The organism is Brevibacillus sp. AF8, from assembly GCF_021270385.1.
In the GTDB taxonomy this organism is placed as follows: domain Bacteria; phylum Bacillota; class Bacilli; order Brevibacillales; family Brevibacillaceae; genus Brevibacillus.
Genome location: NZ_JAGQDN010000014.1, coordinates 22,442 through 45,937, shown reverse-complemented (window position 1 = coordinate 45,937; position 23,496 = coordinate 22,442). Strand labels below are relative to the sequence as shown.

Genomic DNA, 23,496 nt, shown 5'->3' with positions numbered 1-23,496 from the left:
AAAACGGTATGTTTTATGCAGTTGTCAGCTTCCTGCTCCATCCTCTATAATGAATGAGGATTGGAGGAAAGCCCATGCTGAAAGCGAAAACACGCTGGAAACTGGCCACCTATGATGAGCAGCTTGCTGCTAGTATTGCCGCAGATTGCCAGCTTACTCCGCTCGTATCAAAGCTACTGGTGATACGTGGCATTGACACATCACAAAAGGCTCGTGATTTTTTGCAAGCCGGTCCAGAATTGTTTCATGACCCTTTCTTGCTGGATGGAATGGAACAAAGCGTGCATCGCATTCAACAAGCCATTCAGAGGCAAGAACCGATTTGCATATACGGCGATTACGACGCCGATGGGGTTAGCTCCACATCGCTAATGGTACATCTACTGCGCCAACTCGGCGCTGTTTTTGACTACTACATTCCCAACCGTTTTACAGAAGGGTATGGGTTACATAAAGACGCCTTGGCGCATCTGCATCAAAGTGGCTATAAACTGATCATCACTGTCGATACAGGGATCAGTGCAGTCGAACAGGTAGCGTACGCGAACCAGTTGGGTCTTGACGTCATTGTAACCGACCATCACGAACCTCCGGCAATCATCCCGGAGGCATTTGCTGTGATTAACCCCAAGAAGCCTGGTTGTTCGTACCCGTTTGATATGTTGGCGGGAGTGGGGGTCGCCTTTAAAGTGGGGCATGCCTTGCTGAAGGAGCCGCCTCTGCATTTGGCAGATTTGGCTGCCTTGGGGACGATAGCGGATCTGGTGCCGTTGGTAGATGAAAATCGCATTCTGGCTCGAGCAGGATTAAAGCGCTTAAATCATACAAGGAACCTTGGGCTGCAGGCCTTAATCCGAGTATGTGGCTTAGCCGATACCGAGCTGTCTGCGGGACATGTAGGCTTTGCGCTTGGACCGCGTCTAAATGCAAGTGGAAGGCTGGAGACGGCTGAATCCGCTGTGAAACTGCTGACGACTTCGGATATGGACGAAGCAGAGAAATGTGCCCAGGCGCTGGACGACTTAAACCGTGAACGTCAGGAAATCGTCGCAGCGATGACCGAGGAAGCTGTACAGATGGTGAATGAGCTGTATCCGCCAGACCAGAACAATGTTCTCGTTTTGGCTAAAGAAGGCTGGAACGTGGGCGTGGTAGGGATTGTAGCTTCCCGATTGGTTGAGCTTTTTTACCGTCCCACGATTGTGCTTGGCATCGATCCGGAAAAAGGAACGGCAAAAGGCTCGGCGAGGAGCATTGCAGGTTTTGATATGTATGAAGGTCTGACTGCTTGCAAGGATTGGCTACCGCACTATGGCGGTCATACGATGGCAGCGGGGATGACCTTGCCTGTAGAAAATCTCGACTTATTACGCCAAAAATTAAACGAGCTCGCTGGAGAGTGGTTGTCCGCTGAAGACTTCACGCCGATGACCAAAGTGGACGTTGCGATGAACATGGAAGAGATTAGTTTGACCGCAGCGGAGCAACTCGAACAGCTCGCCCCATATGGCATGGGGAATCCAACTCCGCTCGTTTTGTTAGAAGAAGTAGAGACACAAGGTATGCGCACCATTGGGCGAGATGACAATCATTTAAAGTGTACATTGAGCAAAGCGGGGACCTCTTTGGATGCAATTGGCTTCAACTGGGCACATGTAACAAAGAGAGTAACGCCCAAGGCACGTTTTCACGTATTGGGAGAATTGTCTGTAAACGAATGGAACGGAAATCGAAAGCCTCAGCTGACGATCCGTGATTTGTCTGTTGGACATCAGCAAGTATTTGACTGGCGAGGCAGCCGTGACAAGATAGAGAAATGGCAGCAAGTGATGGCGGAGTCTAATTCGGTGACTGTTCTGTTTCGCGAGGAAAGTTATGAGCCATTGGCAGCGAAAGCAACAAGCGAACAGGTGAATTCCTTGTTCGTGGTTGGTCGAGAGGGGAATATCACAGCCTCATCCAATGTGATTTTGTATGATTTGCCGACGCGCCGTTCTGACTTGGAAGTGGTTCGTGTCTTGCTCAAACAAGCGGAGCGCATTTACTGTTTGTTTGGTGATCCGGATTTAGGAATGGAGCGGCTTTCCTGTCCGGGCCGAGATCATTTTAAACAGTTGTACCAGTTTTTCGTTCAGGTGCCAACTGTTAAAAAAATCCATATGGATGCATTGGCCAGAAAGCTGCAATGGAAAAGAAATCTATTAGACGGTATGATCGCCATCTTTATGGAGCTGGAGTTTTTAGTAGAGGAGGCCGAGCAGTACACGCTGCAGGCAAACACTGCCAAAAGGCCGCTCGAGAGCTCTGTGCTCTATGCGAATTGGAAGGAAGAGGCACAGCTTGCTACGGATTTATTACTATCTTCTTCCGATGCAATGATTCAAGCGCTTCATCAATTGGTGGAACCAACCACCGTTTAGGAGGAATTTTTCATGGATTTTAAACAATACATTCGTGTTATCCCAGATTTTCCACAGCCAGGTATTCGTTTCAAGGACATCACTACTCTGTTGAAAGATGGCCCTGCTTACAAAGCTGCGATTCAAGATTTGGCGGTCTTCGCTCGTGAAGTACAAGCAGACGTGATTGCGGGTCCAGAAGCTCGTGGATTCGTAGTAGGTGCGCCATTGTCGTACGAAATGGGAATTGGCTTTGTACCAATCCGCAAGTCTGGCAAGCTGCCATATGAATCCATCAAGGCGGATTACGACCTGGAGTATGGAAAAGATGCACTGGCCGTACACGTAGATGCGATCCAACCAGGTCAGCGTGTTCTGATTGCAGACGATTTGCTGGCGACAGGTGGAACCATTGAGACAACAATCAATTTGATTGAGCAACTCGGAGGAAAAGTAGTAGGAGCTGCCTTCTTTATCGAACTGTCCTACTTGGATGGACGTAGCAAAATAGGTGAAATTCCTGTCAAATCGCTCGTTCAATATTAATTGATGCAACAAGGAAAAACGGGTCAAATGCCCGTTTTTTTCTTTTTTCTACGACTGTACATACTTTACAGGGGAATTCAGCTTTACAAGACGAACGACATACAAGATAATAGTATGAAATAGACAGACATGATACGTGCAAGTAAGCCTTCGCCTGCGCCAAAAGACTTGGCAACGCCCAAGTTTTCTAGTCGTATAGGAAAGTTCAAGTGCTTCACAGTGCGAAATGCGTCCAGGCTTAAACTTTCCGGAGCGCATCACGAAGTGCCTCAGCTTCTGCTTCCGGCAATACTTCGGTGAAACTTTCCGCTATAATGCGGTCGCTCCTCCGTGAGAAGGCCTCGATCGAGGTTATTTTACTGAGAGGATAAGGGAAGGGAACTATGATTACCGGCATTGATGAGATAGTAAAAAAAGCAAGCACCTATTTATCACAATCGGATATGGACCTGATTACACGTGCCTATCAGCTTGCCGAAAAAGCGCATGAAGGGCAAATACGCAAATCAGGCGTTCCTTACATTATGCATCCAATCGCCGTGGCGGGAATTCTCGCAAACCTGCACATGGATGCGGTTACGATTGCGGCTGGATTTTTGCATGATGTCGTAGAGGATACCGAGATTACGCTTGATCACCTCCGTGAGCAGTTCGGACCAGATGTTGCTCTTCTGGTAGATGGTGTGACCAAGCTGGAAAAAATTAAATACAAGTCCAAAGAAGAACAACTCGCCGAAAACCACCGCAAGATGCTGGTTGCCATGGCACAGGACATCCGCGTCATCATGATCAAGCTGGCAGACCGTCTGCACAACATGAGAACACTTCGGCACATGTCCGAGGAGAAGCAACGAGAGATCTCCGATGAAACGCTGGAAATCTTTGCGCCACTCGCTCATCGCTTGGGGATCGCTTCCGTCAAATGGGAACTGGAAGATACAGCGCTTCGGTATTTGAATCCGCAACAGTACTATCGGATTGTGAATTTGATGCAAAAGAAACGGGTGGAGCGAGAAGCCTACCTGAATGAAGCTTCGGATACGATCAGAGAAAAGCTGGGCGAGTTAAACATTGAGGCAGAAATTTCGGGACGTCCGAAGCATATCTACAGTATTTTTAAAAAGATGACGAGACAAAACAAGCAGTTCAACGAGATTTATGACCTGCTTGCATTGCGGATCATCGTGAATGACATCCGCGACTGTTATGCGGTTCTCGGTATCGTGCATACCCTGTGGAAGCCGATGCCAGGTCGATTCAAAGATTACATTGCCATGCCAAAGACGAACATGTACCAATCCCTTCATACGACAGTGATTGGGCCAAAAGGTGAGCCATTGGAAGTGCAAATCCGCACGTGGGATATGCACCAGACAGCAGAGATCGGGATCGCGGCTCACTGGGCGTACAAGGAAGGCAAAAGCATCGTGCAAGGCTCGTTTGCAGAGAAGCTGGGCAGCCTGCGGGAGATTATCGAAGGTGGGTCAGAAGAAGCTCCGAACGCGCAAGAATTCATGGAGAGCCTCAAGCAGGATCTTTTCTCCGATACGGTTTTCGTCTTCACGCCAAAAGGTGATGTCGTTGAGCTGCCAAAAGGCTCTGTACCGCTGGACTTCTCCTATCGGATTCACTCTGCGGTAGGAAACAGAACGATTGGCGCCAAAGTGAACGGCAAGATTGTACCGCTCGACTACGCGATGAAAACAGGCGATATCGTCGAAATCCTAACCTCCAAGCACTCGTACGGTCCTAGTCAGGACTGGCTCAAGATGGCCAAATCCGCGCATGCCCGAAATAAAATTAAACAGTGGTTTAAAAAAGAGAAGCGGGAAGAGAACGTCGCCAAAGGTCAGCAGATGGTGGAAGCGGAGATCAAATCGCGCAACTTTGATGTAAAAGAAGCGATGACGGAAACGAACCTGAAGGAAGCGGCAGCCCGTTTTAATTTCCAAGGTGCAGAAGACATGTTTGCCGCAGTCGGCTATGGAGGCATTACGGCTTCGCAAATTGCGACTCGTCTCCTGGACAAACTCCGTCGGGAGCGCGAAGAACAAAACCCGACCATTCCTGAGGTCAAACCGAATCCAGCAAATCGTTCTGCCAAGAGTGAGTCTGGCGTCAAAGTCCGTGGCTTGGATAATTTGCTCGTCCGTATATCTCGTTGTTGTACACCTGTCCCAGGAGACCAGATTATCGGTTTCATTACGAGAGGTCGTGGGGTATCGGTGCATCGACTGGACTGTCCGAACGTACTGACTGACGAATGTACAGAGCGTCTGATTGATGTCGAATGGGATACCGATTTCAAACATAATTTCCATGTGGAGATCGAGATCACAGGCAATGATCGGAGCGGACTGTTAAACGATGTATTGCAGGTTGTCGCTGAGACAAAGACAAATATTGCGGCTGTCAGTGGCAAGTCCGATAAAAACCGAGTGGCAACGATTCATATGACCATCTCGATTAGCAATGTGGATCATTTGTTGAAAGTAGTAGAGCGCATTAAGCGCATCAAAGATATATATTCGGTTCGCCGGATACTGAGCACCTGATCCTTCGTGGATTGGGTGTTCTTGTTTAGCTAAGAGGAAGGATGAGTCAGTGTGAGAGTTGTCGTACAAAGAACGAGAGAAGCGAGTGTTACCGTAGCAGGAGAGATCGTCGGACAAATTGATTACGGCTTAATGCTGCTGGTAGGAATTACGCATGATGACACAGAAAAAGAAGTCGAATTTGTCACAGACAAAATTGCGAACTTGCGTATTTTTGAAGATGAGGAGGGCAAAATGAACTTCTCTGTTTTAGACAAGGGTGGTCAAATTTTGTCCGTATCACAATTTACGCTGTATGGGGATTGCAGAAAGGGCAGAAGACCCAACTTCATGGCTGCCGCACGACCTGAGCAGGCTGAACCGTTGTACGAGCTGTTTAACGCCAAGCTGCGGGAAAAAGGGCTCCATGTGGAAACAGGACGCTTTGGTGCAATGATGGACGTGCGTCTGTTAAATGATGGCCCTGTCACATTGATTGTGGAATCATAAACACAACCAAGGGGATGAAATCATGGCGCTAGAAGCATTGGTTATCGGTGCGAGTGGCATGCTTGCAGAGGTCTCCCGATGGCTGGCTCGCCAAGGTTATCAAGTAACTGTACTTGGTCGGGATCCAGTCAAATTAAGTCGTATCAGAGACGGTTCCATTCATCCAGAGTCGATTCATTTACTGCCACAGGACTATCATCAGACAGACAGCTTGCGTCAGGCTATGGCCGAGCTCGTAGAGAAGAGAGGGCCGATGGATGTGGTTGTCGCGTGGATTCATTCGACTGCACCGCATGCACTCTCGGTGATCGTGGAAGAACTGTCGCGTCCTGAGAAGCACTGGCAATTGCTGCATGTGTGTGGGAGCGGTGCTTGGAAAAATTCACCGAAAGAACCTACATCAGAAGTTTGCCATTATCGACGGGTCATTCTCGGGTTTACATGTTCAGGTGAGCATTCACGCTGGCTGACGAATGATGAAATTGCGGCTGGGGTGATTAACGCTCTGCAAACAAATGAACAACAGATAATCGTTGGTCAGGTCGAGCCATGGGAAAAACGCCCCGCTTATTCATCCAGATAACGAAGTCAAATACAAAAAACGATTGCCGAATGCAATCGTTTTTGTCGTTTCAGTACGAAATCGGGTCAGTGAATGTAAGTGGCTGTTGGGAGGATTAGATTTTTGCCAATTAGGTTTGCAGAAATCGGTTTTTTCCCGATTTCTCGTGCCCATATCGAAAGTTGTCCGACATGGTGGATTTCATGAGCAATCATGTGCCGCATAATTTCACCCCATGTGTACGTAGCGATGCTACCGTCTGGTTTCGTATCCTGAAAGGCTCTTGTTTCCATACTTTCATCCCAATTGCGCAAAAATTGAAGCACATCAGGGCGGAAAGTTGCCTCCAGCTCACGAACCTTTTCCAACCGTTTGTAAAGGTTGAAGCTTTCTTGAAAATCAGGCCTTCCCAACATGACTTGAATCCAGCTCCACTCTACATCAATGACATGGAACAGTGTATGCAAAATACCTCCGACACCTCCGAGGCGCGGACGAAGCAATTCTTCCAGTGGAACATCCTCACACCATTTCAGCCATTCTTCACGAACCATCCAATTGTACTCAAACATGGTCTTAATAGAAATCACTCCATTTTCAAAGGTTAACTTGTGATCACCTGCGTCCATACCGTGCGATTACTGATATTGTGATTGTTTTTCATCCGTCATCACTCCTTTCGATGCCTTATGATATTCGCAAATAATTTGGGAATTCCTGCCAGTCCTGCCTTAATGCGATTGGATAGGCCATAAAAGAACCTCCATACGAGTGAGCTTGAGCCAGCTTTTTTCGCATGGAGGTTTTAGTAAGAGAGGGATCAGCCTCCCTGATTGCTTTGTGTATTAAAGTACTGGACAATCCCTTTGAACAAACCTTCTGCCGCAAGATCCTGCTGTTTCTCAGAACGTGCGCGAATCTCATCGTTGTAGTTTGATAAGAAGGAGATCTCGGCCAAAATGGATGGCACCGGGTTTTCGCGTAGAACGAAATAGTTTCCGTACCGATAATTCATGTCCTTGTAGTTTGTCGCTTTGACCAGTTCCGTTTGAACCAGGGAGGCGAGCTTGCTAGAGTTACCTTGGCTGTAGTAGAAAATAATCGAGCCATTCGTTGCAGAGTTTGGATGCGTATTATGATGGACGCTGACAAAAATATCAGCCTGATTTTGAATCGCGATGTCGACGCGCTGTTGCAGGGTCAGCTTGCGATCATCAGCCCGTGTCATGATGACTTTGGCACCTGCCGATTCCAACTTGTTGCGCAGGAGCAGAGATACTTGCAGATTGACTGTTTTCTCTAAAGTAGAGAAGCTGGAACCCGTCGAACCGCCATCTGTGCCACCATGTCCAGCATCGACGACGATGACTTTGCCGGCAAGATCATTACTTCGCACCACTGCTGGCGCACCATTAGCAGAAACGAGCCAGCCCGCAATGTAGCCTGTGGAGCCATCAGGGAAGTTTACTTGGAACCACTCGCCTGATTTATTGGCAATCCCGTATTTCTCGCCAGGTTGTACCTGTTTGATAACATCGTGATCGGTGCTCGGACCAGAACGAACATTGGTATCTGGATTCATGATCGTCACGTATGGGCCAGTCGGAGTAGGCATGCTTGGTTGGTTCACCGTAATATGCCAGCCTGCCACCCAGCCAGTTTTTCCGTCCGCCGTGTTGATGCGGTACCAATCTTCTTGTTTTTCCAAAACAGTCAGCTTGCTTCCGACTGATAGTGTAGCTTGAATGGCACTGGTTGTGTTCGGTTCACTTCGCAGATTCAATCCGTCCGTTTTTACTGTGGCGGTTTGACTGGAAGAGGATGGTTGCCCAGTCTGAGGTTGTTTGTTTCCATTTCCATTTTCGGGTAGAGTCGGTTGACCTGTATTCGGGTTGGTTTGATCGGTGGAGAGCCAAGCATTGACTCCATCGTAAGGGAATTGAATCCAACCATTTTGTTTGTTCAAGACCGTGATTTTCTCGCCCGCATGTAGTTGACCGATAGCAGGTGTACTGGCATCCGGCGTAGCGTATACGTACGGAGCGAAATCCAAGGTTAGGCTGGCTCCTTGTACAGCAGGAGGCTTCTGTTGTGAGCCTGTTCCCGCTGGATTGGTCGTTGGGGGAGTACTACCTGTAGAGGGAGGGGAAACTGCTTGTCCCGTACCTACTTCTTTTACAAGCCAGTTTGCTACCCAGCCTTTTGTTCCTGCGTTGAGTTGAATTTGGAGCCATTCGCCACTCGTTTGCACGATAGGGTAGCGCGTACCTGGATTGATCGTTTGTACGACTGCATATGTCTGACCGGGTCCAGAACGAACATTGAGATTCGTTGTGGTGCTCTCCACTTGCTTGGCAGATACAGCTGGTGGTTTCTGTTGCTGCTGCTGTTGCTGTGGCTGTGCGCTGACGAGCCAGTTCGCTACCCAACCGCTTTGACCGTTCGGAAGCTTTACTTGAATCCAGTCATTTTTGGTGGAGATGACAGGCAGCACAGTTTTGTTCGGCAGTGTAGTGACGATAGCGTCTTGGAGGCTGGGACCTGAACGGACATTGAGCTTGTCCACTGTGACCTGAACAGAACCGGCGGCCCAGGCTGCAGAAACGGGGAGGGAAATGGCACAGACGACAGTCAGGAGACTCCTCAGGATCTTTTGACGAACAAACACGATAGACATCCTTTCCGATATACGTAGCTTTTTGAATTCATAGCGTTCTTGCATGTTTTTACCAAAATAATCACTTCGCTCTTTCTCCTGCCTTTTCCTGCAAAAAACGACAAAGTTCTGCATGACTTCCCTGATTGCTTTTCTGTAGCCAAGGCAATACTAGATTTTACTAGACGCTAGCGAACGTAGCTTATCAGGAGGAATTCATCGTGAGACAGTCAAAGAAGGAAACATTCGCGCAAGGATTGAATCGGCAGTTTTTATCTGTCGATTTTCAAGACGATTTAGAGAAAGAAACGTCACTACAAAATGCAGAAATGGCCCAAGATTTTCATCCGGGCTTGCGGGATATCCAACACCCCAGGCAAAAACGGAAATGACCGCTTTTGCCACCTTGCACATGATGCCACAACTTGTCTAGTTGACCCGAGTAATTCTCGTCGGCTATGATGAGGAGTGGCATTTTTGAAAAAAGCAGGTGAACTCCATGATACAGATCATATGTGAGGGACACGCATTCGAGCGGGAACTCTCCTTAATTCTCGCATTATTTTATGAAGATCCAGCGCTCACTTTTGTACCTGAGTGGACAGATGGGGCAGATTTGAAAATCAAGCTGGCATTGACCGTGCATGAAAATGGAGTCGTAGCATCGGGAGAGTTATACGATGGCAAGCGAAGCATCTCCCATCAGGTGGAGCGAAACTATGTAGCACGTGATGAGAAAGCGATGAAAAAGACAGCCAAGCAAGCTCTTTGTTATGCGCTGTTATTGATGCTGGAAGAATATACAGGCATGGAGCAAGGCTGGGGAATCTTGACCGGGATACGTCCGACGAAATTGCTGCATCAGTTGAACGCCGCTGGTGTAGACAGACAGGAAGCACATAAGAGATTGCAGCAGGATGTAATTTTGCGACCATACAAGCTAAAGCTTTTGCAAGAAATCGTAGACAAGCAGCTTAGCGTCGTGCCTGATTTGTATCAGATTGACCGCGAGCTATCGGTATATATCGGCATCCCATTTTGTCCGACGAAGTGTGCGTACTGTACGTTTCCAGCATACGCGATTCGCAGTCATACGGCTTCGGTTAATCCGTTTCTCGAAGGTCTCCATTACGAGATGGAGCGGATGGGAGAGTGGCTTCGCGCGAATGACCAACGGATCACGTCCATTTATTTCGGCGGTGGAACCCCAACGAGTATTACCGCAGATGACATGAACCAGCTATTTGAGACGATGCATCGTTCGTTTCCACACATGGGAGATGTGCGTGAGTTGACGGTTGAAGCGGGAAGACCTGACACGATCACTCGCGAAAAGCTCGATGTGATGAAGCAGTGGGAAGTGGATCGGATCAGCATTAATCCTCAATCGTTTACGCAGGAGACGCTACAGGCAATCGGTCGTCATCACACCGTCGAAGAGACGATTGAGAAGTACCATCTGGCTATGGAGATGGGCTTGACGAACATTAATATGGATTTGATCATCGGACTGCCAAACGAAGGCGTAGCCGAGCTGGCACACAGCCTCCAAGAGGTAGAAAAGCTGATGCCCGCCTCTTTGACGGTCCATACGCTGTCTTTCAAAAGAGCATCTGAGATGACGCAGAACAAAGACCGCTACAAGGTCGCCAGTCGCGAAGAAATTAGCAAGATGATGGAGATGGCCTCCGAGTGGACAGCAGCGAATGGTTATGATCCGTACTATTTGTATCGTCAGAAAAACATTTTGGGAAATCTGGAGAATGTCGGGTATGCCAAGCCAGGGCAGGAGAGCATCTACAATATCATGATCATGGAAGAGGTACAAACGATCCTTGGTCTCGGCTGTGGTGCGGTATCCAAGCTGATGGCCCCAGGAAGCGGCAAGCTGACGCGCTTTCCGAATCCGAAGGACCCGAAAACGTACAACGACACGTACAAGGTTCTGGTGGATAACAAGCTCCGTGATTTGGATGAAATATATTCGGGCGCGAGAACGGCTGGACAGGTATCTGGGAAGTAAGTGATGGATATACTTGTTCTTAATAAAAAAAGTTTTATTCGAGCGCCTGTTGACGGCTGTTGGCGGGTTTGCTATGATTCACATTAAGCTTTTTTATTGAATAAGAAATGATCTGATGACGGGAACAAGTATCCAGGAACCGGATGCCCAGAGAGAAAGCGCCGTGGCTGAGAGTGCTTTCGTATAACGGCTTGGTGAATGACATCCCTGAAGACCGCAGTGAACGGCTGAAAGAAATCTCTTTCCCCAGTAACTGGCAGGCGTGTGCCGGCGTTAACGGCTAATAAGTGGGATAGCCTTTTGTAATTGTAGGCTATTCAAACAGGGTGGCACCACGGGAGTATAACCAGTCTCTCGTCCCTGACATGCGGCGATTTGCTAAATGTCAGGAGACGAGGGGCTTTTTTATTTGGTCATAAAGAAAAGTTCCTTGATCCTGAAGGTTTGGCTTTAGCCCGAGTTTTTGAAAAGACATGGAGGTTCGAGAGGAATGACAAGAATCCAGATCCCACGCGGTACGCAGGATATCATGCCTGGTACTGTAGAGCTGTGGCACTACGTGGAGGCCAAGGCCCGCGATCTGTGTCGCCGCTCCAATTACGCGGAAATTCGTACACCGCTGTTTGAGAGCACAGAGTTGTTCCAACGGGGTGTAGGCGAGACCACGGATATCGTGGAAAAAGAAATGTACAGTGTAGCCAATCCGCGCAGTACGGATGCCCTCACGCTGCGCCCAGAAGGGACAGCGGGTGTTGTGCGCTCCTACGTGGAAAACAAGCTGTACGGTGTGCCTAATCAGCCGACCAAGCTGTACTACTTAGGACCGATGTTCCGTCACGAGCGTCCGCAAGCAGGCCGCTATCGCCAATTCGTGCAGTTCGGTGCAGAAGCGATCGGTTCAAGCGATCCAGCGATCGATGCAGAAGTCATTGGCCTTGCGATACGTCTGTATCAGGAGCTCGGATTGACAGGACTTTCTGTGGAATTGAACAGCGTAGGTACAGTAGAAGACCGGGCGCGTCACCGTGAGCATTTACTCGCACATTTGAACGGTGTTCGCTCCGAGCTGTGCGAGGATTGCCAGTCTCGTATCGATCGCAATCCGTTGCGCGTGCTCGATTGCAAAAATGAAAAATGCAAAAGACTGACGATGGATGCTCCGTCCATTTTGGACTACTTGAGCGAGGAATCAGCGGCACACTTCGAAGCCGTACAAAACTATTTGACCGCGCTGGATATTCCGTTTCATGTAAATCCGCGCCTGGTGCGCGGCTTGGATTACTACACACTGACCGCATTTGAAATCAAAATGGCGGAGATCGGTGCGGTAGAAACGCTATGTGGCGGTGGGCGCTACAACGGACTGGTTGCAGAGCTGGGCGGCGACGATATGCCGGGCATCGGATTCGCACTCAGTATCGAGCGTCTGCTATTGGCTCTGGAAAAGCAAGGCGTTCAACTGCCAATCTCGGGTGGCATCGACTGCTTCGTAGTGGTGCAGACACCAGAAGCGAAAACAACAGCCTTCGTACTCGTCGACCAATTGCGCCAGGCGGGGATTGCGGCTGAGCTGGATTATCTGGATCGGAAAATGAAAGCACAGCTGAAGCAAGCAGATCGTTTACAGGCTCGCTTTACTGCGATCATCGGTGAGTCTGAATTAGCGAATGGCACGGTTGTTCTAAAGGAAATGGCAACAGGCGAGCAACAAGAAGTGAAACGCGAGGAACTCATTGCTGTACTCGCTGCAAAAGTAAATCAATAAAACAAATCATTGGGGGAAATGATCATGTCTTGGCAATATCGCACCGTACATGGTGGAGAAGTAACAAAAGCACACGTTGGACAGGAAGTCGTACTGAACGGATGGGTACAAAAGCGCCGCGACCTCGGAGGCGTCATCTTCATCGACTTCCGTGACCGCACTGGCATCGTCCAAATCGTATTCAACCCGGAGTACAACAAAGAAGCTTGGGAAGCGGCTGACAAGGTTCGCAGCGAATACGTACTGGTTGTAAAAGGGAAAGTAGTAAACCGTGCACCAGAAGCAGTCAATCCAAAGCTGAAAACAGGCGAAGTAGAAGTGCACATCTCCGAAATTGAAATCCTGAACGATGCAAAAACGCCTCCGTTCCTGATTGAAGATGAGATCGATGTAGATGAACAAGTTCGTCTGAAATACCGCTACCTCGACTTGCGCCGTCCGGAAATGCAGCGCTCCCTGCTTTTGCGTAGTAAAGCAGCAAAAGCTTTCCGTGACTACCTGGATGAGAACAACTTCCTGGAAATCGAAACACCAATTCTCCAGAAGAGCACGCCTGAGGGCGCACGTGACTACCTCGTGCCTTCCCGTGTACATCCAGGCGAGTTCTACGCCCTGCCGCAATCGCCACAGCTGTTCAAACAGCTTTTGATGGTATCCGGTTTGGAGCGCTATTACCAAATCGCACGTTGCTTCCGTGACGAAGACCTGCGTGCTGACCGTCAGCCTGAATTTACCCAGGTGGACATTGAAACCTCTTTCCTGTCTATGGAAGAAATCCTGCCAATGATGGAAAAGATGGTCGCTCACGTATTCAAGCAAACGATTGGCGTAGACGTACCGACTCCATTCCCTCGTCTCACGTATGCGGATGCCATGGCGCGTTACGGTTCTGACAAACCAGACGTACGCTTCGGCATGGAGCTGACGGACGTATCTGATCTGGTTGCGACAAGCGACTTCAAGGTGTTTGCAGCAGCAGTAGCTGGCGGCGGACAAGTAAAAGCGATCAATGCAAAAGGTTGCGGACACTACTCCCGTAAAGAAGCAGACGACTTGGGCAAATTCGCTTCCCGTTATGGCGCGAAGGGCTTGGCTTGGATCGGCTTCAAAGACGGAGAGGTCAAAGGGCCAATTGCGAAATTCTTTAAAGAAGAAGAGCTTAACGAGATGAAAGCACGCTTGGCGGTAGAAGAAGGCGACTTGCTCCTGTTCGTTGCTGACAAACCAAAAGTAGTAGCAGATGCGCTGGGTGCTCTTCGCTCCAAGCTGGGTGCTGAACTTGGTCTGATTGACCAAAGCCAGTTTGCATTCCTCTGGGTAGTAGACTTCCCGCTGGTTGAGTGGGATGAGGATGCAAAACGTTACGTTGCCCTGCACCATCCGTTCACACGTCCAAAAGACGAAGACCTGCACCTGTTCGACACCGATCCAGGTCAAATGCGCGCACAAGCGTACGACATGGTTCTCAACGGATACGAGCTCGGCGGAGGTTCCATGCGAATCTTCAAGCGCGAAGTCCAAGAAAAAATGTTTACCGCCCTTGGCTTTACACCAGAAGAGGCGCGGAAACAATTCGGCTTCCTCATGGATGCATTCGAGTACGGTACACCTCCACACGGTGGAATTGCTCTTGGATTGGACCGTCTGATCATGCTCTTGGCTGGCCGCACCAACCTGCGCGAAGTCATCGCATTCCCGAAAACAGCAAGTGCGAGCGACCTGATGGTAAACGCACCAGATGTCGTAGACGGAAAACAATTGAAAGAGCTGTCCATTGCAACAATTGTCACAGAAGAAGAAAAGGTAGAAGCGTAATCGACTTGCGCAACTGCATTGCTCTTTGATACATTGGTAATACTATGATGAAAGCCCTGCGATGCCCGTGACATCCGATAGTTTTGAGCCACAAAGTTTGTTTAGGGAGTTTTTCGTCCGTGATTGTAAAGGCATGCCTCCTTAGAGTGGACGTCTGTAACAGTTCGGCAAGACACCCACCTGCGATGAGCAGGTTCAAAACTAAGGAGCAACACGGCATAATGGGGCTCCTTTTTTCTACTTCAATCCTACTTTTCCGATTGACTATAAACTCGCTTGTGAAAGGTGACACGAAATATGCTTCATCAATTTTCTCGTTGTGAATTGGCCTTCGGTCCCGAAGGTTTGGAAAAAATGAAAAATAGTCGCGTTGCTGTATTAGGGATTGGCGGAGTCGGTTCCTTTACAGTAGAAGCACTCGCGCGTACAGGTGTAGGCAAGCTCATTTTGGTAGATAAGGATGTAGTAGACATCACAAACATCAACCGCCAAATCCACGCGACGCTGAACACAGTCGGTCAAAAAAAGGCTGAGCTCATGAAGGAACGTATTGCGACGATCAATCCAGAGTGCGAGGTCGTTACACTGAATATGTTCTACAATGAAGAAACAGCGCATGAGCTGTTTGAGCATGAACTGGATTACATCGTGGATGCGATGGATACCATGTCCGCAAAGCTACATGTAATTAAGGAAGCGAAGCGTCGCAATATCCCTATTATTTCTAGCATGGGTGCGGCGAACAAAATGGACCCGACCCGTTTTGAGGTTGCCGATATTTCCCAAACGAGTTATGATCCGATTGCAAAGGTCATTCGTCGTGAGCTGCGGAAAAGCGGTATCTACAAAGGGGTAAAAGTGGTATATTCCCGTGAGATTCCCGTAACCGTACGTGTAGATGTACGCGAACAGATCGTTTCCAACCCGGACTCACCGATTAGTAAAGTGCGGATGCCTCCAGCAAGTAATGCTTTCGTGCCTTCTGTAGCTGGTTTAATTTTGGCCAGTGTAGTGGCAAGAGATATTTTGGAGTGGCAGCCTGTAAAAGGATAGTGGAACATGGATGATTTATTCACGTTTGCCTATGACCAGCAGGGTGGCGGCAAACAGAAGCCATTGGCTGCGCGGATGCGGCCGAAAACGATTCAGGATGTAATCGGGCAATCGCATATTTTAGCTCCTGGAAAGCTGCTCCGACGCGCGATTGAAGCAGATCAAGTGTCCTCTGTCATTTTTTACGGACCTCCAGGAACAGGGAAAACAACACTGGCAAAAGTCATTGCCCGAACCACACGTACGCATTTCTCCGAGTTAAATGCCGTTACGGCTGGTGTCGCTGACATTCGCAAAGTGGTAGATGCGGCAAAGGAACGGCTCGTCATGGATAGTCAGCGGACAACCTTGTTCGTAGACGAGATACACCGCTTCAATAAATCGCAACAGGACGCCCTTCTTCCTTATGTGGAGGAAGGCACGATTATTTTGATCGGCGCTACGACGGAGAATCCTTTTTTCGAGGTGAATCCGGCGCTTTTGTCGCGTTCACAAGTATTTTCCCTTCAATCGCTTTCTCATGAGGAATTGAAGCAGGTCATGGATCGGGCCCTTACTGATGAAGAAAATGGATTGGCAGAGCTATTTGTCACAGTAGAACCGGAAGCGGCTGAGCATTTGATTCAATACGCTGAAGGGGATGCCAGGCGATTGCTCAATGCATTGGAACTGGCGGTGACAACGACGCAACCAGGAGCGGATGGAAGAATTACGGTGACATTGGACGTCGCCGTAGAATCCATTCAGCGCAGGGTTGTACGCTACGATAAGAGTGGGGACAACCATTACGATACGATCTCTGCTTTTATTAAATCCATTCGTGGATCTGATCCCGATGCAGCTCTTTACTGGTTGGCAAGGATGATTGATGCTGGAGAAGATCCGCGGTTTATTTCTCGCCGTTTGGTCATTTCGGCTTCAGAGGACATCGGAAATGCTGATCCGCAAGCGATCACAGTTGCGATTTCCTGCTTTCAGGCGGTAGAATTGGTGGGGATGCCTGAAGGGCGTATCCCTTTAGCACAAGCGACGACGTACCTGGCAACCGCCCCCAAAAGCAATGCCGCTTACAACGGAATTAATTCCGCGTTGGATCGTATCCGAACGGATGGTCACAAGCAAGTGCCGATTCATCTGCGAGATTCTGCTTACAAGGGAGCTGCGAAGCTGGGACACGGTCAGGGATATCTGTACCCTCATAACTATCCATATGGATATGTACCTCAACAGTATCTGCCTGACGGTGTAAACTACTCGTTCTACCAGCCAAAGGATCACGGCTATGAGCGTCACATTCGCCGCTTCCAGGAAGAAAGACAGAAGATGGATGAGCGTGGATTGCCAAGGAAAAACTCCCCCGAATAATGGGGGAGCTAACATGTTAAGTGCGGACATTTCCGCCTGGTTTATTGGGCAAATCACCGTTTTCATTCGGCTGTTTGCTCTGCTCACTCGCACCATAACGGGCTTTGTGAGCAATCGTGCCTGCGGGTTGGTCGTACAAGGTATCGGACGGGTGGTTGCGACCTCGTTCCGAGCGTTTGTTCGTTGTCATTTGCATATCACCCCCTAAGATGTTAGTGTGTCCCGCGATACTGAAGACATGTAGGGGGCTGGCGCGTATTACCGATACAAAGAGGAGAGTTGTTAACGTGAAGATTTCAACGAAAGGACGTTACGGGCTGACGATCATGATGGAATTGGCCAACCGTTGCGGTGAAGGGCCGACTTCCCTGCGGAGCATCGCCCAAAAACACGATTTGTCCGAGCATTATTTGGAGCAATTGATTGCACCTCTGCGTAACGCGGGTTTGGTAAAAAGCATTCGTGGCGCATATGGAGGTTACGTTCTGGCAAAGCAGCCGGATGAGATTTCTGCTGGAGATGTGATTCGCGTGCTGGAAGGACCGATCAGCCCTGTGGAATTTGCAGAGGAAGAAGATCCGGCTAAGCGTTTTTTATGGCTGCGTATTCGGGATAGTATTTCTTCTGTTCTGGATTCGACCTCTCTTCAAGACTTGATCAGCTTTGAAGACGATGGTCCTGCCGATAATTATATGTTTTACATCTAGAATATAAGAGGTTGTTCAAAAAGTCGTCTTTTGATCACGAAGTAGCTCAGAAATCTAATTCGACATCGAATATGGCGTTCACCTCCGAAGTCCGGTGCTCGCCATCTTCTCGGTGCTAAAAAGCCGACTTTTTGAACACGTACTATAAGTTGGTAGAAGGTGACAGCAGTGTCAGATCGAATGTATTTTGACCATGCAGCAACTACGCCCGTTCATCCGCGGGTAGTTGCTGCTATGACTCCCTATTTGACGCAAGTATACGGGAATCCATCCAGTGTCCATGGTGCTGGTCGCGAAGCGCGAAAAGCGTTGGAGCATGCGAGAGATACGATTGCAGACTTTATGGATGCTGATCCGCAATCGCTTATCTTTACGAGTGGCGGGACAGAAGCCGACAATATGGCAATCATTGGCGCTGCAATGGCACAGCGCGAACGTGGTCGTCACGTCATTACTTCGCAGATCGAGCATCATGCGGTCTTGCATGCTTGTGAATTTTTGGAGCAGGCAGGATTTGAAGTGACATACTTGCCTGTTGACCAGACAGGCATGGTTCATTTGGAAGACCTGAAACAAGCGGTTCGCCCGGATACGGTCCTAGTGTCCATTATGTACGGCAACAATGAAGTAGGAACGATCCAGCCAATCGAGGAAATCGGCACCTTTCTGCGAGAAAAAGGGATTGTTTTTCATACAGATGCCGTACAGGCTTTTGGTGTACTGCCTGTCCATGCACGAAAGCTGCCTGTAGATATGCTCTCGGTATCCGCCCATAAAATTAATGGGCCAAAAGGAGTCGGCGCTTTGTATTTAGCGCGTAAGGTTCCGTTTTCCCCGATTTTGCACGGCGGCTCACAAGAGCGTAAACGCAGAGCGGGAACGGAAAATCTGGCTGGGATTGTTGGGTTTGCCGAAGCGACAAAGGTCGCTCGCGAGGAAATGGCGGAGCGGGTTGAAAAGTATGAGCAGATGAAAGCAGCGATGATCGCAGTCTGGCAGGAAGCGGGAATTACATTCTGCCTGAATGGACATCGCGAGCAGACTTTGCCACATATTTTAAATGTGTCATTCCCTGGCGCCCATACAGAAACCATGCTGATGAATCTGGACATCGCCAAGATTGCAGCTGCGAGCGGCTCAGCTTGTACATCCGGATCATTAGAGCTGTCACATGTGCTGAAAGCGATGCACTTGGACGATAAAATTGCTCTTTCAGCTATTCGTTTCAGCTTTGGGATTACGAATACGGTGGAAGAGGCGAAACAGGCTGCTACAGCGGTTGCTGCGATTGTAAAGCGCTTGGTTCGTGAATAGCGAAGGATGAAAGCCGTTTGGATGAAGCCAAGCGGTTTTTTCTTTGAGCTAAAGCGGGTTTCTTATTGGAGTTTGTGGTGAATAGTGGAAGAGGATGGTAAAATGATGCTGTAGTACTATTCCTGAAGAACTATACAATTCGGATCATCCGATAAGGAGAGGACTTTCATGTTGGCCAGACGATACTCCATTCGCTACAAACTGGTGTTTACGATACTCATCCTAACCATGCTCCCATTAATGGTCGTCGGCTATATCCAATTTGAAAATGCGCGCAGCGCGCTTTACAAGCTGGCTGTATCTGACTTGCAATACATAACGGAAATGAAGGCGCGTGAGCTGGCTGCTTACGCTCAAGATACAACGATTCGTGAGGGAAGCAGACAGAAAATTAACGAAATAACACGCGAGGTGGCCGAAAAATATTACAAGCCAAATGGCATGGTTGGCTACGCCTATATCTTGGATGCGAGTGGAATCGCCGTCTTTCATCCAGATCCGAAAGTGGAGAGTACCTCTTTGGCGAATGAGGAATTCACGCAAGTCATGCTCGCTCAAAAAAACGGCTGGATCGAATATGAATTCGGAGGCTCTACCAAAGTGGCGGCGTATAAGCAGTTGCCGAACGGGTGGATTCTTGTCATTGGCAGCTACGAGAATGATTTGCTGACGACGATTGAAAGCAGTCGTCCGATGATGTTTCTCCTCAGTCTCATAAGTGCCAGCCTAGCGCTGGTCACGGGTATTTTTATTGTCAACAAGCTGGTACGACCGTTAAAAGAGCTGGTATCAGCAATGAAGCGTGCAGAGACTGGAGATTTGACCACGCAAGTGACTGTTCGTTCCCGGGACGAGCTTGGGGAATTATCATCGATGTACAATGAGATGATGGGGGTATTTCGCAGCATGGTCAACGAGGTGCAGCGAGTAGCCCAACAAGTCGCGGCAGCTTCGGAAGAATTAACTGCGAGTGCGACAGAAAGTGCACGTGCTTCCGAACAGATTTCCATGGCTTCTTCGGAAATCGCGACGGGTTCCGAACAACAAAAACAAACGGTGACGGATACAGTGCGCTTTTTGTCTCGTATCGGTGGAGATATTCAACTTATTGCGGCCTCGACTTCTCAAGTCAATGTCGATGCGACAGACGCGAATCAATTGGCACAGGTTGGTGAAGGCAAGCTGAAAGAGCTCGTACAAGAGATGGATCAAATCACGGATCATGCCCGTCGAACAGAGCAGGTTATCCGCGAGCTTGGCTCTCAATCCGAGCAAATCATCGGAATCATCACGACCATTCGTCAAATATCCAACCAAACGAATCTATTGGCTTTGAATGCCGCCATCGAGGCTGCCCGGGCGGGGGAACAGGGACGCGGATTTGCGGTTGTGGCCCAAGAGGTACGCAAGCTGGCTGAGCAATCGGGTGAGGCAGCAGAAGAGATAGCAGGCTTGATTCATACGATCCATACAGATATTCTCGCGGCTGTATCGGAAATGGGAACGACTGCTGTCGCTATCCAGGATGGACGCGAAGGAGTGGCCCAGGCAGGGGACAGCTTTAAGCAAATCTTGGCGGCCGTTCAAGACGTCAGCCAGCAAGTACATCGCATGAACGATGCTGCCCAAGCGATTCATCGCGATACAGTCCAATTGGTGAGTCACTCCGAAAAAATTGCTGGGCTTGCGGAAATAGCGGCAAGAGATACACAGGAAGTGGCAGGAGCGTCCGAAGAACAGTCAGCAACGTCCGAGGAAATGACAGCGGCATCCGAAACGTTGGCGAAAATGGCCGAGCAGTTGTCAGAACAAGTAAAACGATTTACAATTTAAGACGAGCATATGAGAAATCCACTTTCAAGAGAAGTGGATTTTTCCTTTCTGGAACGGTTTTTATGTAAGGAGGCGTTTAGATGGACGAGCAGCAGTCAATCTCGCTGTTTGCAGAAACCTACATTCGAGGATTTGTTTCTCAAGAAATTTTTTACAATGATGAAACCTGGTACGGAGTTATCCGTCTAAAGATAGAAGAGACTACCGAATCGACCAAAGAATCGGAGGTCATTATTGTCGGTAATTTTCCTCGTCCACATCCAGATGAGCTGTACACCTTTTACGGTGAATGGAAAACACATCCTCGATTTGGACAGCAGTATGTAGCAAAGCGCTATGAACGTGAAACACCGAAGACATTGGCCGGGGTTGAGCGATACTTAGCCAGTGGCTTATTTCAAGGGATCGGAAAGAAGATGGCCAAACGAATTGTAGAGCAGCTCGGGGTAGATGCGCTGTCCATTATCGCGGACTTCCCGGAGCGATTGGCTGAGGTACCAGGCATTTCTGAACAACGTGCCAAAACGATCTATGATTCTGTAGTCGAGCATCGTTCTTTGGAAAGTGCCATGGTTTTCTTGTACGACTTCGGCATTGGTGTAAACATGGCGCTGCGTATTTATCAGACCTACAAGCTGGAAACGATGACAGTGCTGAAGGAAGAGCCATACCGTTTGATTGAGGATGTCGTAGGAATCGGCTTTAAGCGGGCGGATGACATTGCACGAGCAACTGGTATCGCGGCTTCCTCGGAAGAACGTGTGAAGGCAGCGGCACTCTTTGGGCTGCAAGAGGCTTCGTATTCAGAAGGACACGTTTATTTGCCTGTGGAGGAGCTTTGTGAAAAAACGCTGCGCCTTCTCGAAGAGTGCGGGGGACACGTCTTTTCTGGTGACGATATTCGACTGGCAGTGGAAGCCCTGTTTGTGTCGAGCAAAATTGCCTGGGAAGATGAGCGGGTGTATTTGCCCTCTCTGTTTTTTGCTGAGCTCGGTCTAGCCAAAAGACTGCGTCACTTCGCTGCGCGTGATGAATTCGGTACGTTCCCGACATCGGAATTTTACCGTGCGTTAGGGGCTGTCGAGGATGAACTGGGGATTACGTATGCCCAGACGCAGCGTGATGCCATTGAACAGGCGATCAAAGCAGGTCTGATGCTGTTGACAGGGGGACCTGGTACGGGGAAAACGACAGTGATTCGTGGGATATGTCGTGTCTTTTCCCAGCTTCATGGATTGTCGCTGGACTTGAAAAAATACAACGAAGAAAATCCGTTCCCGATTGTTCTTGTGGCTCCTACTGGACGTGCAGCAAAACGTATGACAGAGACTACGGGTTTACCTGCTATGACCATCCATCGTTTGCTCGGTTACAAAGGGGAGAGCTTCGAGCATGATGCGGAGCACCCAATCCGTGGTCGGCTATTAATTGTGGATGAAATGTCCATGGTCGATATCTGGCTCGCAAATCAATTGTTTCGTGCGGTCCCAGACGACATGCAGATCATCATGGTAGGTGACCCTGACCAGCTGCCTTCTGTAGGACCGGGCAACGTCCTGTTGGATATGATCCGATCTGGATTGCTACCGTTGGTGCAGCTAACAGAAATTTATCGGCAAGCGGAAGAGTCTACCATTATTCGGTTGGCCCATGATGTACGCAAGGGGAATGTACCGGCAGATTTGCTTCACACCACCCCGGATCGGCGATTCTTCACAAGTTTGCCACAAGAAGTTCCGGAAGCAGTGAAACAAATTTGTTTCGGAGCCGTAAAAAAAGGATATACGGCAAAAGATGTTCAGGTATTAGCCCCTATCTATAAAGGTAATGCCGGTGTGAACCGGTTGAATGAAGAATTGCAGGAGCTGTTTAATCCGAAAACGCCGCAAAAGCGTGAAGTTACTTTTGGAGAGACGACTTTCCGTACAGGAGACAAGGTTCTGCAATTGGTAAACAATGCTGAAGAACAGGTGTTTAACGGTGACATGGGTGAGATCGTCGCCATCTTTTTCCCGAATGAAAATGCGGAGAACCAGGAGATGCTGGTCGCTGCTTTTGATAACAGGGAAGTGGTGTACAAGCGTTCGGACTATCATCAGCTGACGCTTGCCTACTGCTGCTCGGTTCATAAGTCTCAAGGCAGCGAATTTCCGATTGTGATCATGCCGTTTGTCAAAAGTTACTACCGTATGCTCAGACGCAAGTTGGTCTATACCGGGATTACCCGGAGCAAATCATTCCTCATCATGTGTGGAGAGCCGGATGCGTTCCGTGCTGCTGTAGAGTCTGATGAGGAGGGGGTACGGTACAGTTACCTGGAGGAACGGCTAAAGCAAGAGTGAATTTGGAACCATTTGCGCCGAATGGACGTATCCATTTCGCCTGATACTAACAAGGCGGAAGGGGGATGTCCC

At 49.0% G+C, this 23,496-nt stretch carries 18 protein-coding genes, 1 other RNA gene and 1 other annotated feature; of the genes, 16 read left to right on the top strand and 3 right to left on the bottom strand.

Annotated elements, in window-relative coordinates; all coding sequences use genetic code 11:
• The first annotated feature begins 74 nt into the window (after nt 1–74).
• The 5 genes from recJ (at nt 75) to KB186_RS18010 (ending at nt 6,572) form a co-directional block, all read left to right on the top strand.
• Complete coding sequence (gene recJ, locus KB186_RS18030) at nt 75–2,420, top strand: single-stranded-DNA-specific exonuclease RecJ (RefSeq protein WP_232774104.1); 2,346 nt, start codon at nt 75–77, stop codon at nt 2,418–2,420.
• Nucleotides 2,421–2,432: 12 nt separating this feature from the next.
• Nucleotides 2,433–2,945, top strand: a complete 513-nt coding sequence (locus tag KB186_RS18025) for an adenine phosphoribosyltransferase (RefSeq protein ID WP_173608447.1) — start codon at nt 2,433–2,435, stop codon at nt 2,943–2,945.
• A 383-nt stretch (nt 2,946–3,328) separates the two neighbouring features.
• On the top strand, nt 3,329–5,500 hold the full coding sequence (locus KB186_RS18020; RefSeq protein ID WP_232774103.1) for a RelA/SpoT family protein: 2,172 nt from the start codon (nt 3,329–3,331) through the stop codon (nt 5,498–5,500).
• Nucleotides 5,501–5,551: 51 nt separating this feature from the next.
• Nucleotides 5,552–5,989 carry a D-aminoacyl-tRNA deacylase gene (gene dtd, locus KB186_RS18015; RefSeq protein ID WP_232774102.1) on the top strand — a complete coding sequence of 146 codons (438 nt, stop codon included), beginning with the start codon at nt 5,552–5,554 and terminating at the stop codon, nt 5,987–5,989.
• A 22-nt stretch (nt 5,990–6,011) separates the two neighbouring features.
• A complete protein-coding gene (locus KB186_RS18010) occupies nt 6,012–6,572 on the top strand; it encodes a short-chain dehydrogenase (RefSeq protein ID WP_232774101.1) in 561 nt (186 codons plus the stop codon).
• 65 nt (nt 6,573–6,637) lie between these two features.
• On the opposite strand, the gene KB186_RS18005 is transcribed toward KB186_RS18010, so the two are convergent.
• A complete protein-coding gene (locus KB186_RS18005; protein WP_173609119.1) occupies nt 6,638–7,132 on the bottom strand; it encodes a DinB family protein in 495 nt (164 codons plus the stop codon).
• A gap of 239 nt (nt 7,133–7,371) precedes the next feature.
• Nucleotides 7,372–9,273, bottom strand: a complete 1,902-nt coding sequence (locus KB186_RS18000; RefSeq protein ID WP_232774132.1) for an N-acetylmuramoyl-L-alanine amidase family protein — start codon at nt 9,271–9,273, stop codon at nt 7,372–7,374.
• A 155-nt stretch (nt 9,274–9,428) separates the two neighbouring features.
• On the opposite strand from KB186_RS18000, the gene KB186_RS17995 reads away from it, so the two are divergent.
• The 7 genes from KB186_RS17995 (at nt 9,429) to KB186_RS17965 (ending at nt 17,228) form a co-directional block, all read left to right on the top strand.
• Nucleotides 9,429–9,599 carry a hypothetical protein gene (locus KB186_RS17995; protein WP_012685602.1) on the top strand — a complete coding sequence of 57 codons (171 nt, stop codon included), beginning with the start codon at nt 9,429–9,431 and terminating at the stop codon, nt 9,597–9,599.
• A 107-nt stretch (nt 9,600–9,706) separates the two neighbouring features.
• Nucleotides 9,707–11,230, top strand: coding sequence for a coproporphyrinogen III oxidase (locus tag KB186_RS17990; RefSeq protein WP_173608444.1), 1,524 nt, complete (start codon nt 9,707–9,709; stop codon nt 11,228–11,230).
• 106 nt (nt 11,231–11,336) lie between these two features.
• Nucleotides 11,337–11,595 (top strand) — a binding site (T-box leader).
• 125 nt (nt 11,596–11,720) lie between these two features.
• The gene (gene hisS, locus KB186_RS17985) at nt 11,721–12,995 is read left to right on the top strand and encodes a histidine--tRNA ligase (RefSeq protein WP_173608443.1); all 1,275 of its coding nucleotides are present in this window, start codon (nt 11,721–11,723) and stop codon (nt 12,993–12,995) included.
• A 24-nt stretch (nt 12,996–13,019) separates the two neighbouring features.
• Nucleotides 13,020–14,810, top strand: coding sequence for an aspartate--tRNA ligase (aspS, locus tag KB186_RS17980; protein ID WP_232774100.1), 1,791 nt, complete (start codon nt 13,020–13,022; stop codon nt 14,808–14,810).
• A 50-nt stretch (nt 14,811–14,860) separates the two neighbouring features.
• Nucleotides 14,861–15,042: non-coding RNA, 6S RNA (gene ssrS / locus KB186_RS17975), on the top strand.
• A gap of 65 nt (nt 15,043–15,107) precedes the next feature.
• On the top strand, nt 15,108–15,863 hold the full coding sequence (locus KB186_RS17970) for a tRNA threonylcarbamoyladenosine dehydratase (protein ID WP_173608441.1): 756 nt from the start codon (nt 15,108–15,110) through the stop codon (nt 15,861–15,863).
• Nucleotides 15,864–15,869: 6 nt separating this feature from the next.
• Nucleotides 15,870–17,228: a replication-associated recombination protein A gene (locus KB186_RS17965; protein ID WP_232774099.1), complete on the top strand. Its 1,359-nt coding sequence runs from the start codon at nt 15,870–15,872 to the stop codon at nt 17,226–17,228.
• 16 nt (nt 17,229–17,244) lie between these two features.
• Here KB186_RS17965 and KB186_RS17960 read toward each other — a convergent pair whose 3' ends face one another.
• The gene (locus KB186_RS17960; RefSeq protein ID WP_162837766.1) at nt 17,245–17,418 is read right to left on the bottom strand and encodes a hypothetical protein; all 174 of its coding nucleotides are present in this window, start codon (nt 17,416–17,418) and stop codon (nt 17,245–17,247) included.
• A 97-nt stretch (nt 17,419–17,515) separates the two neighbouring features.
• Here KB186_RS17960 and cymR point away from each other — a divergent pair, with 97 nt between their 5' ends.
• From cymR to recD2, 4 genes are all read left to right on the top strand, one after another.
• Nucleotides 17,516–17,935 carry a cysteine metabolism transcriptional regulator CymR gene (gene cymR / locus KB186_RS17955; protein ID WP_012685608.1) on the top strand — a complete coding sequence of 140 codons (420 nt, stop codon included), beginning with the start codon at nt 17,516–17,518 and terminating at the stop codon, nt 17,933–17,935.
• 168 nt (nt 17,936–18,103) lie between these two features.
• Nucleotides 18,104–19,249 carry a cysteine desulfurase family protein gene (locus tag KB186_RS17950; protein ID WP_221868867.1) on the top strand — a complete coding sequence of 382 codons (1,146 nt, stop codon included), beginning with the start codon at nt 18,104–18,106 and terminating at the stop codon, nt 19,247–19,249.
• Nucleotides 19,250–19,417: 168 nt separating this feature from the next.
• Nucleotides 19,418–21,082, top strand: coding sequence for a methyl-accepting chemotaxis protein (locus KB186_RS17945; RefSeq protein ID WP_232774098.1), 1,665 nt, complete (start codon nt 19,418–19,420; stop codon nt 21,080–21,082).
• An 80-nt stretch (nt 21,083–21,162) separates the two neighbouring features.
• Complete coding sequence (gene recD2 / locus KB186_RS17940; protein ID WP_173608437.1) at nt 21,163–23,424, top strand: SF1B family DNA helicase RecD2; 2,262 nt, start codon at nt 21,163–21,165, stop codon at nt 23,422–23,424.
• Nucleotides 23,425–23,496 lie beyond the last annotated feature (72 nt).

Excerpts from the sequence above, each read along its gene's own strand:
- KB186_RS17970 (WP_173608441.1), top strand. The coding sequence starts at position 15,108 with ATGCTTCATCAATTTTCTCGTTGTGAATTGGCCTTCGGTCCCGAAGGT.
- KB186_RS17945 (WP_232774098.1), top strand. The coding sequence starts at position 19,418 with ATGTTGGCCAGACGATACTCCATTCGCTACAAACTGGTGTTTACGATA.
- KB186_RS18000 (WP_232774132.1), bottom strand. The coding sequence starts at position 9,273 with ATGCAAGAACGCTATGAATTCAAAAAGCTACGTATATCGGAAAGGATG.
- KB186_RS17965 (WP_232774099.1), top strand. The coding sequence starts at position 15,870 with ATGGATGATTTATTCACGTTTGCCTATGACCAGCAGGGTGGCGGCAAA.
- KB186_RS18010 (WP_232774101.1), top strand. The coding sequence starts at position 6,012 with ATGGCGCTAGAAGCATTGGTTATCGGTGCGAGTGGCATGCTTGCAGAG.
- aspS (WP_232774100.1), top strand. The coding sequence starts at position 13,020 with ATGTCTTGGCAATATCGCACCGTACATGGTGGAGAAGTAACAAAAGCA.
- KB186_RS17960 (WP_162837766.1), bottom strand. The coding sequence starts at position 17,418 with ATGACAACGAACAAACGCTCGGAACGAGGTCGCAACCACCCGTCCGAT.
- recD2 (WP_173608437.1), top strand. The coding sequence starts at position 21,163 with ATGGACGAGCAGCAGTCAATCTCGCTGTTTGCAGAAACCTACATTCGA.
- KB186_RS18025 (WP_173608447.1), top strand. The coding sequence starts at position 2,433 with ATGGATTTTAAACAATACATTCGTGTTATCCCAGATTTTCCACAGCCA.
- hisS (WP_173608443.1), top strand. The coding sequence starts at position 11,721 with ATGACAAGAATCCAGATCCCACGCGGTACGCAGGATATCATGCCTGGT.
- KB186_RS18020 (WP_232774103.1), top strand. The coding sequence starts at position 3,329 with ATGATTACCGGCATTGATGAGATAGTAAAAAAAGCAAGCACCTATTTA.
- KB186_RS17990 (WP_173608444.1), top strand. The coding sequence starts at position 9,707 with ATGATACAGATCATATGTGAGGGACACGCATTCGAGCGGGAACTCTCC.
- recJ (WP_232774104.1), top strand. The coding sequence starts at position 75 with ATGCTGAAAGCGAAAACACGCTGGAAACTGGCCACCTATGATGAGCAG.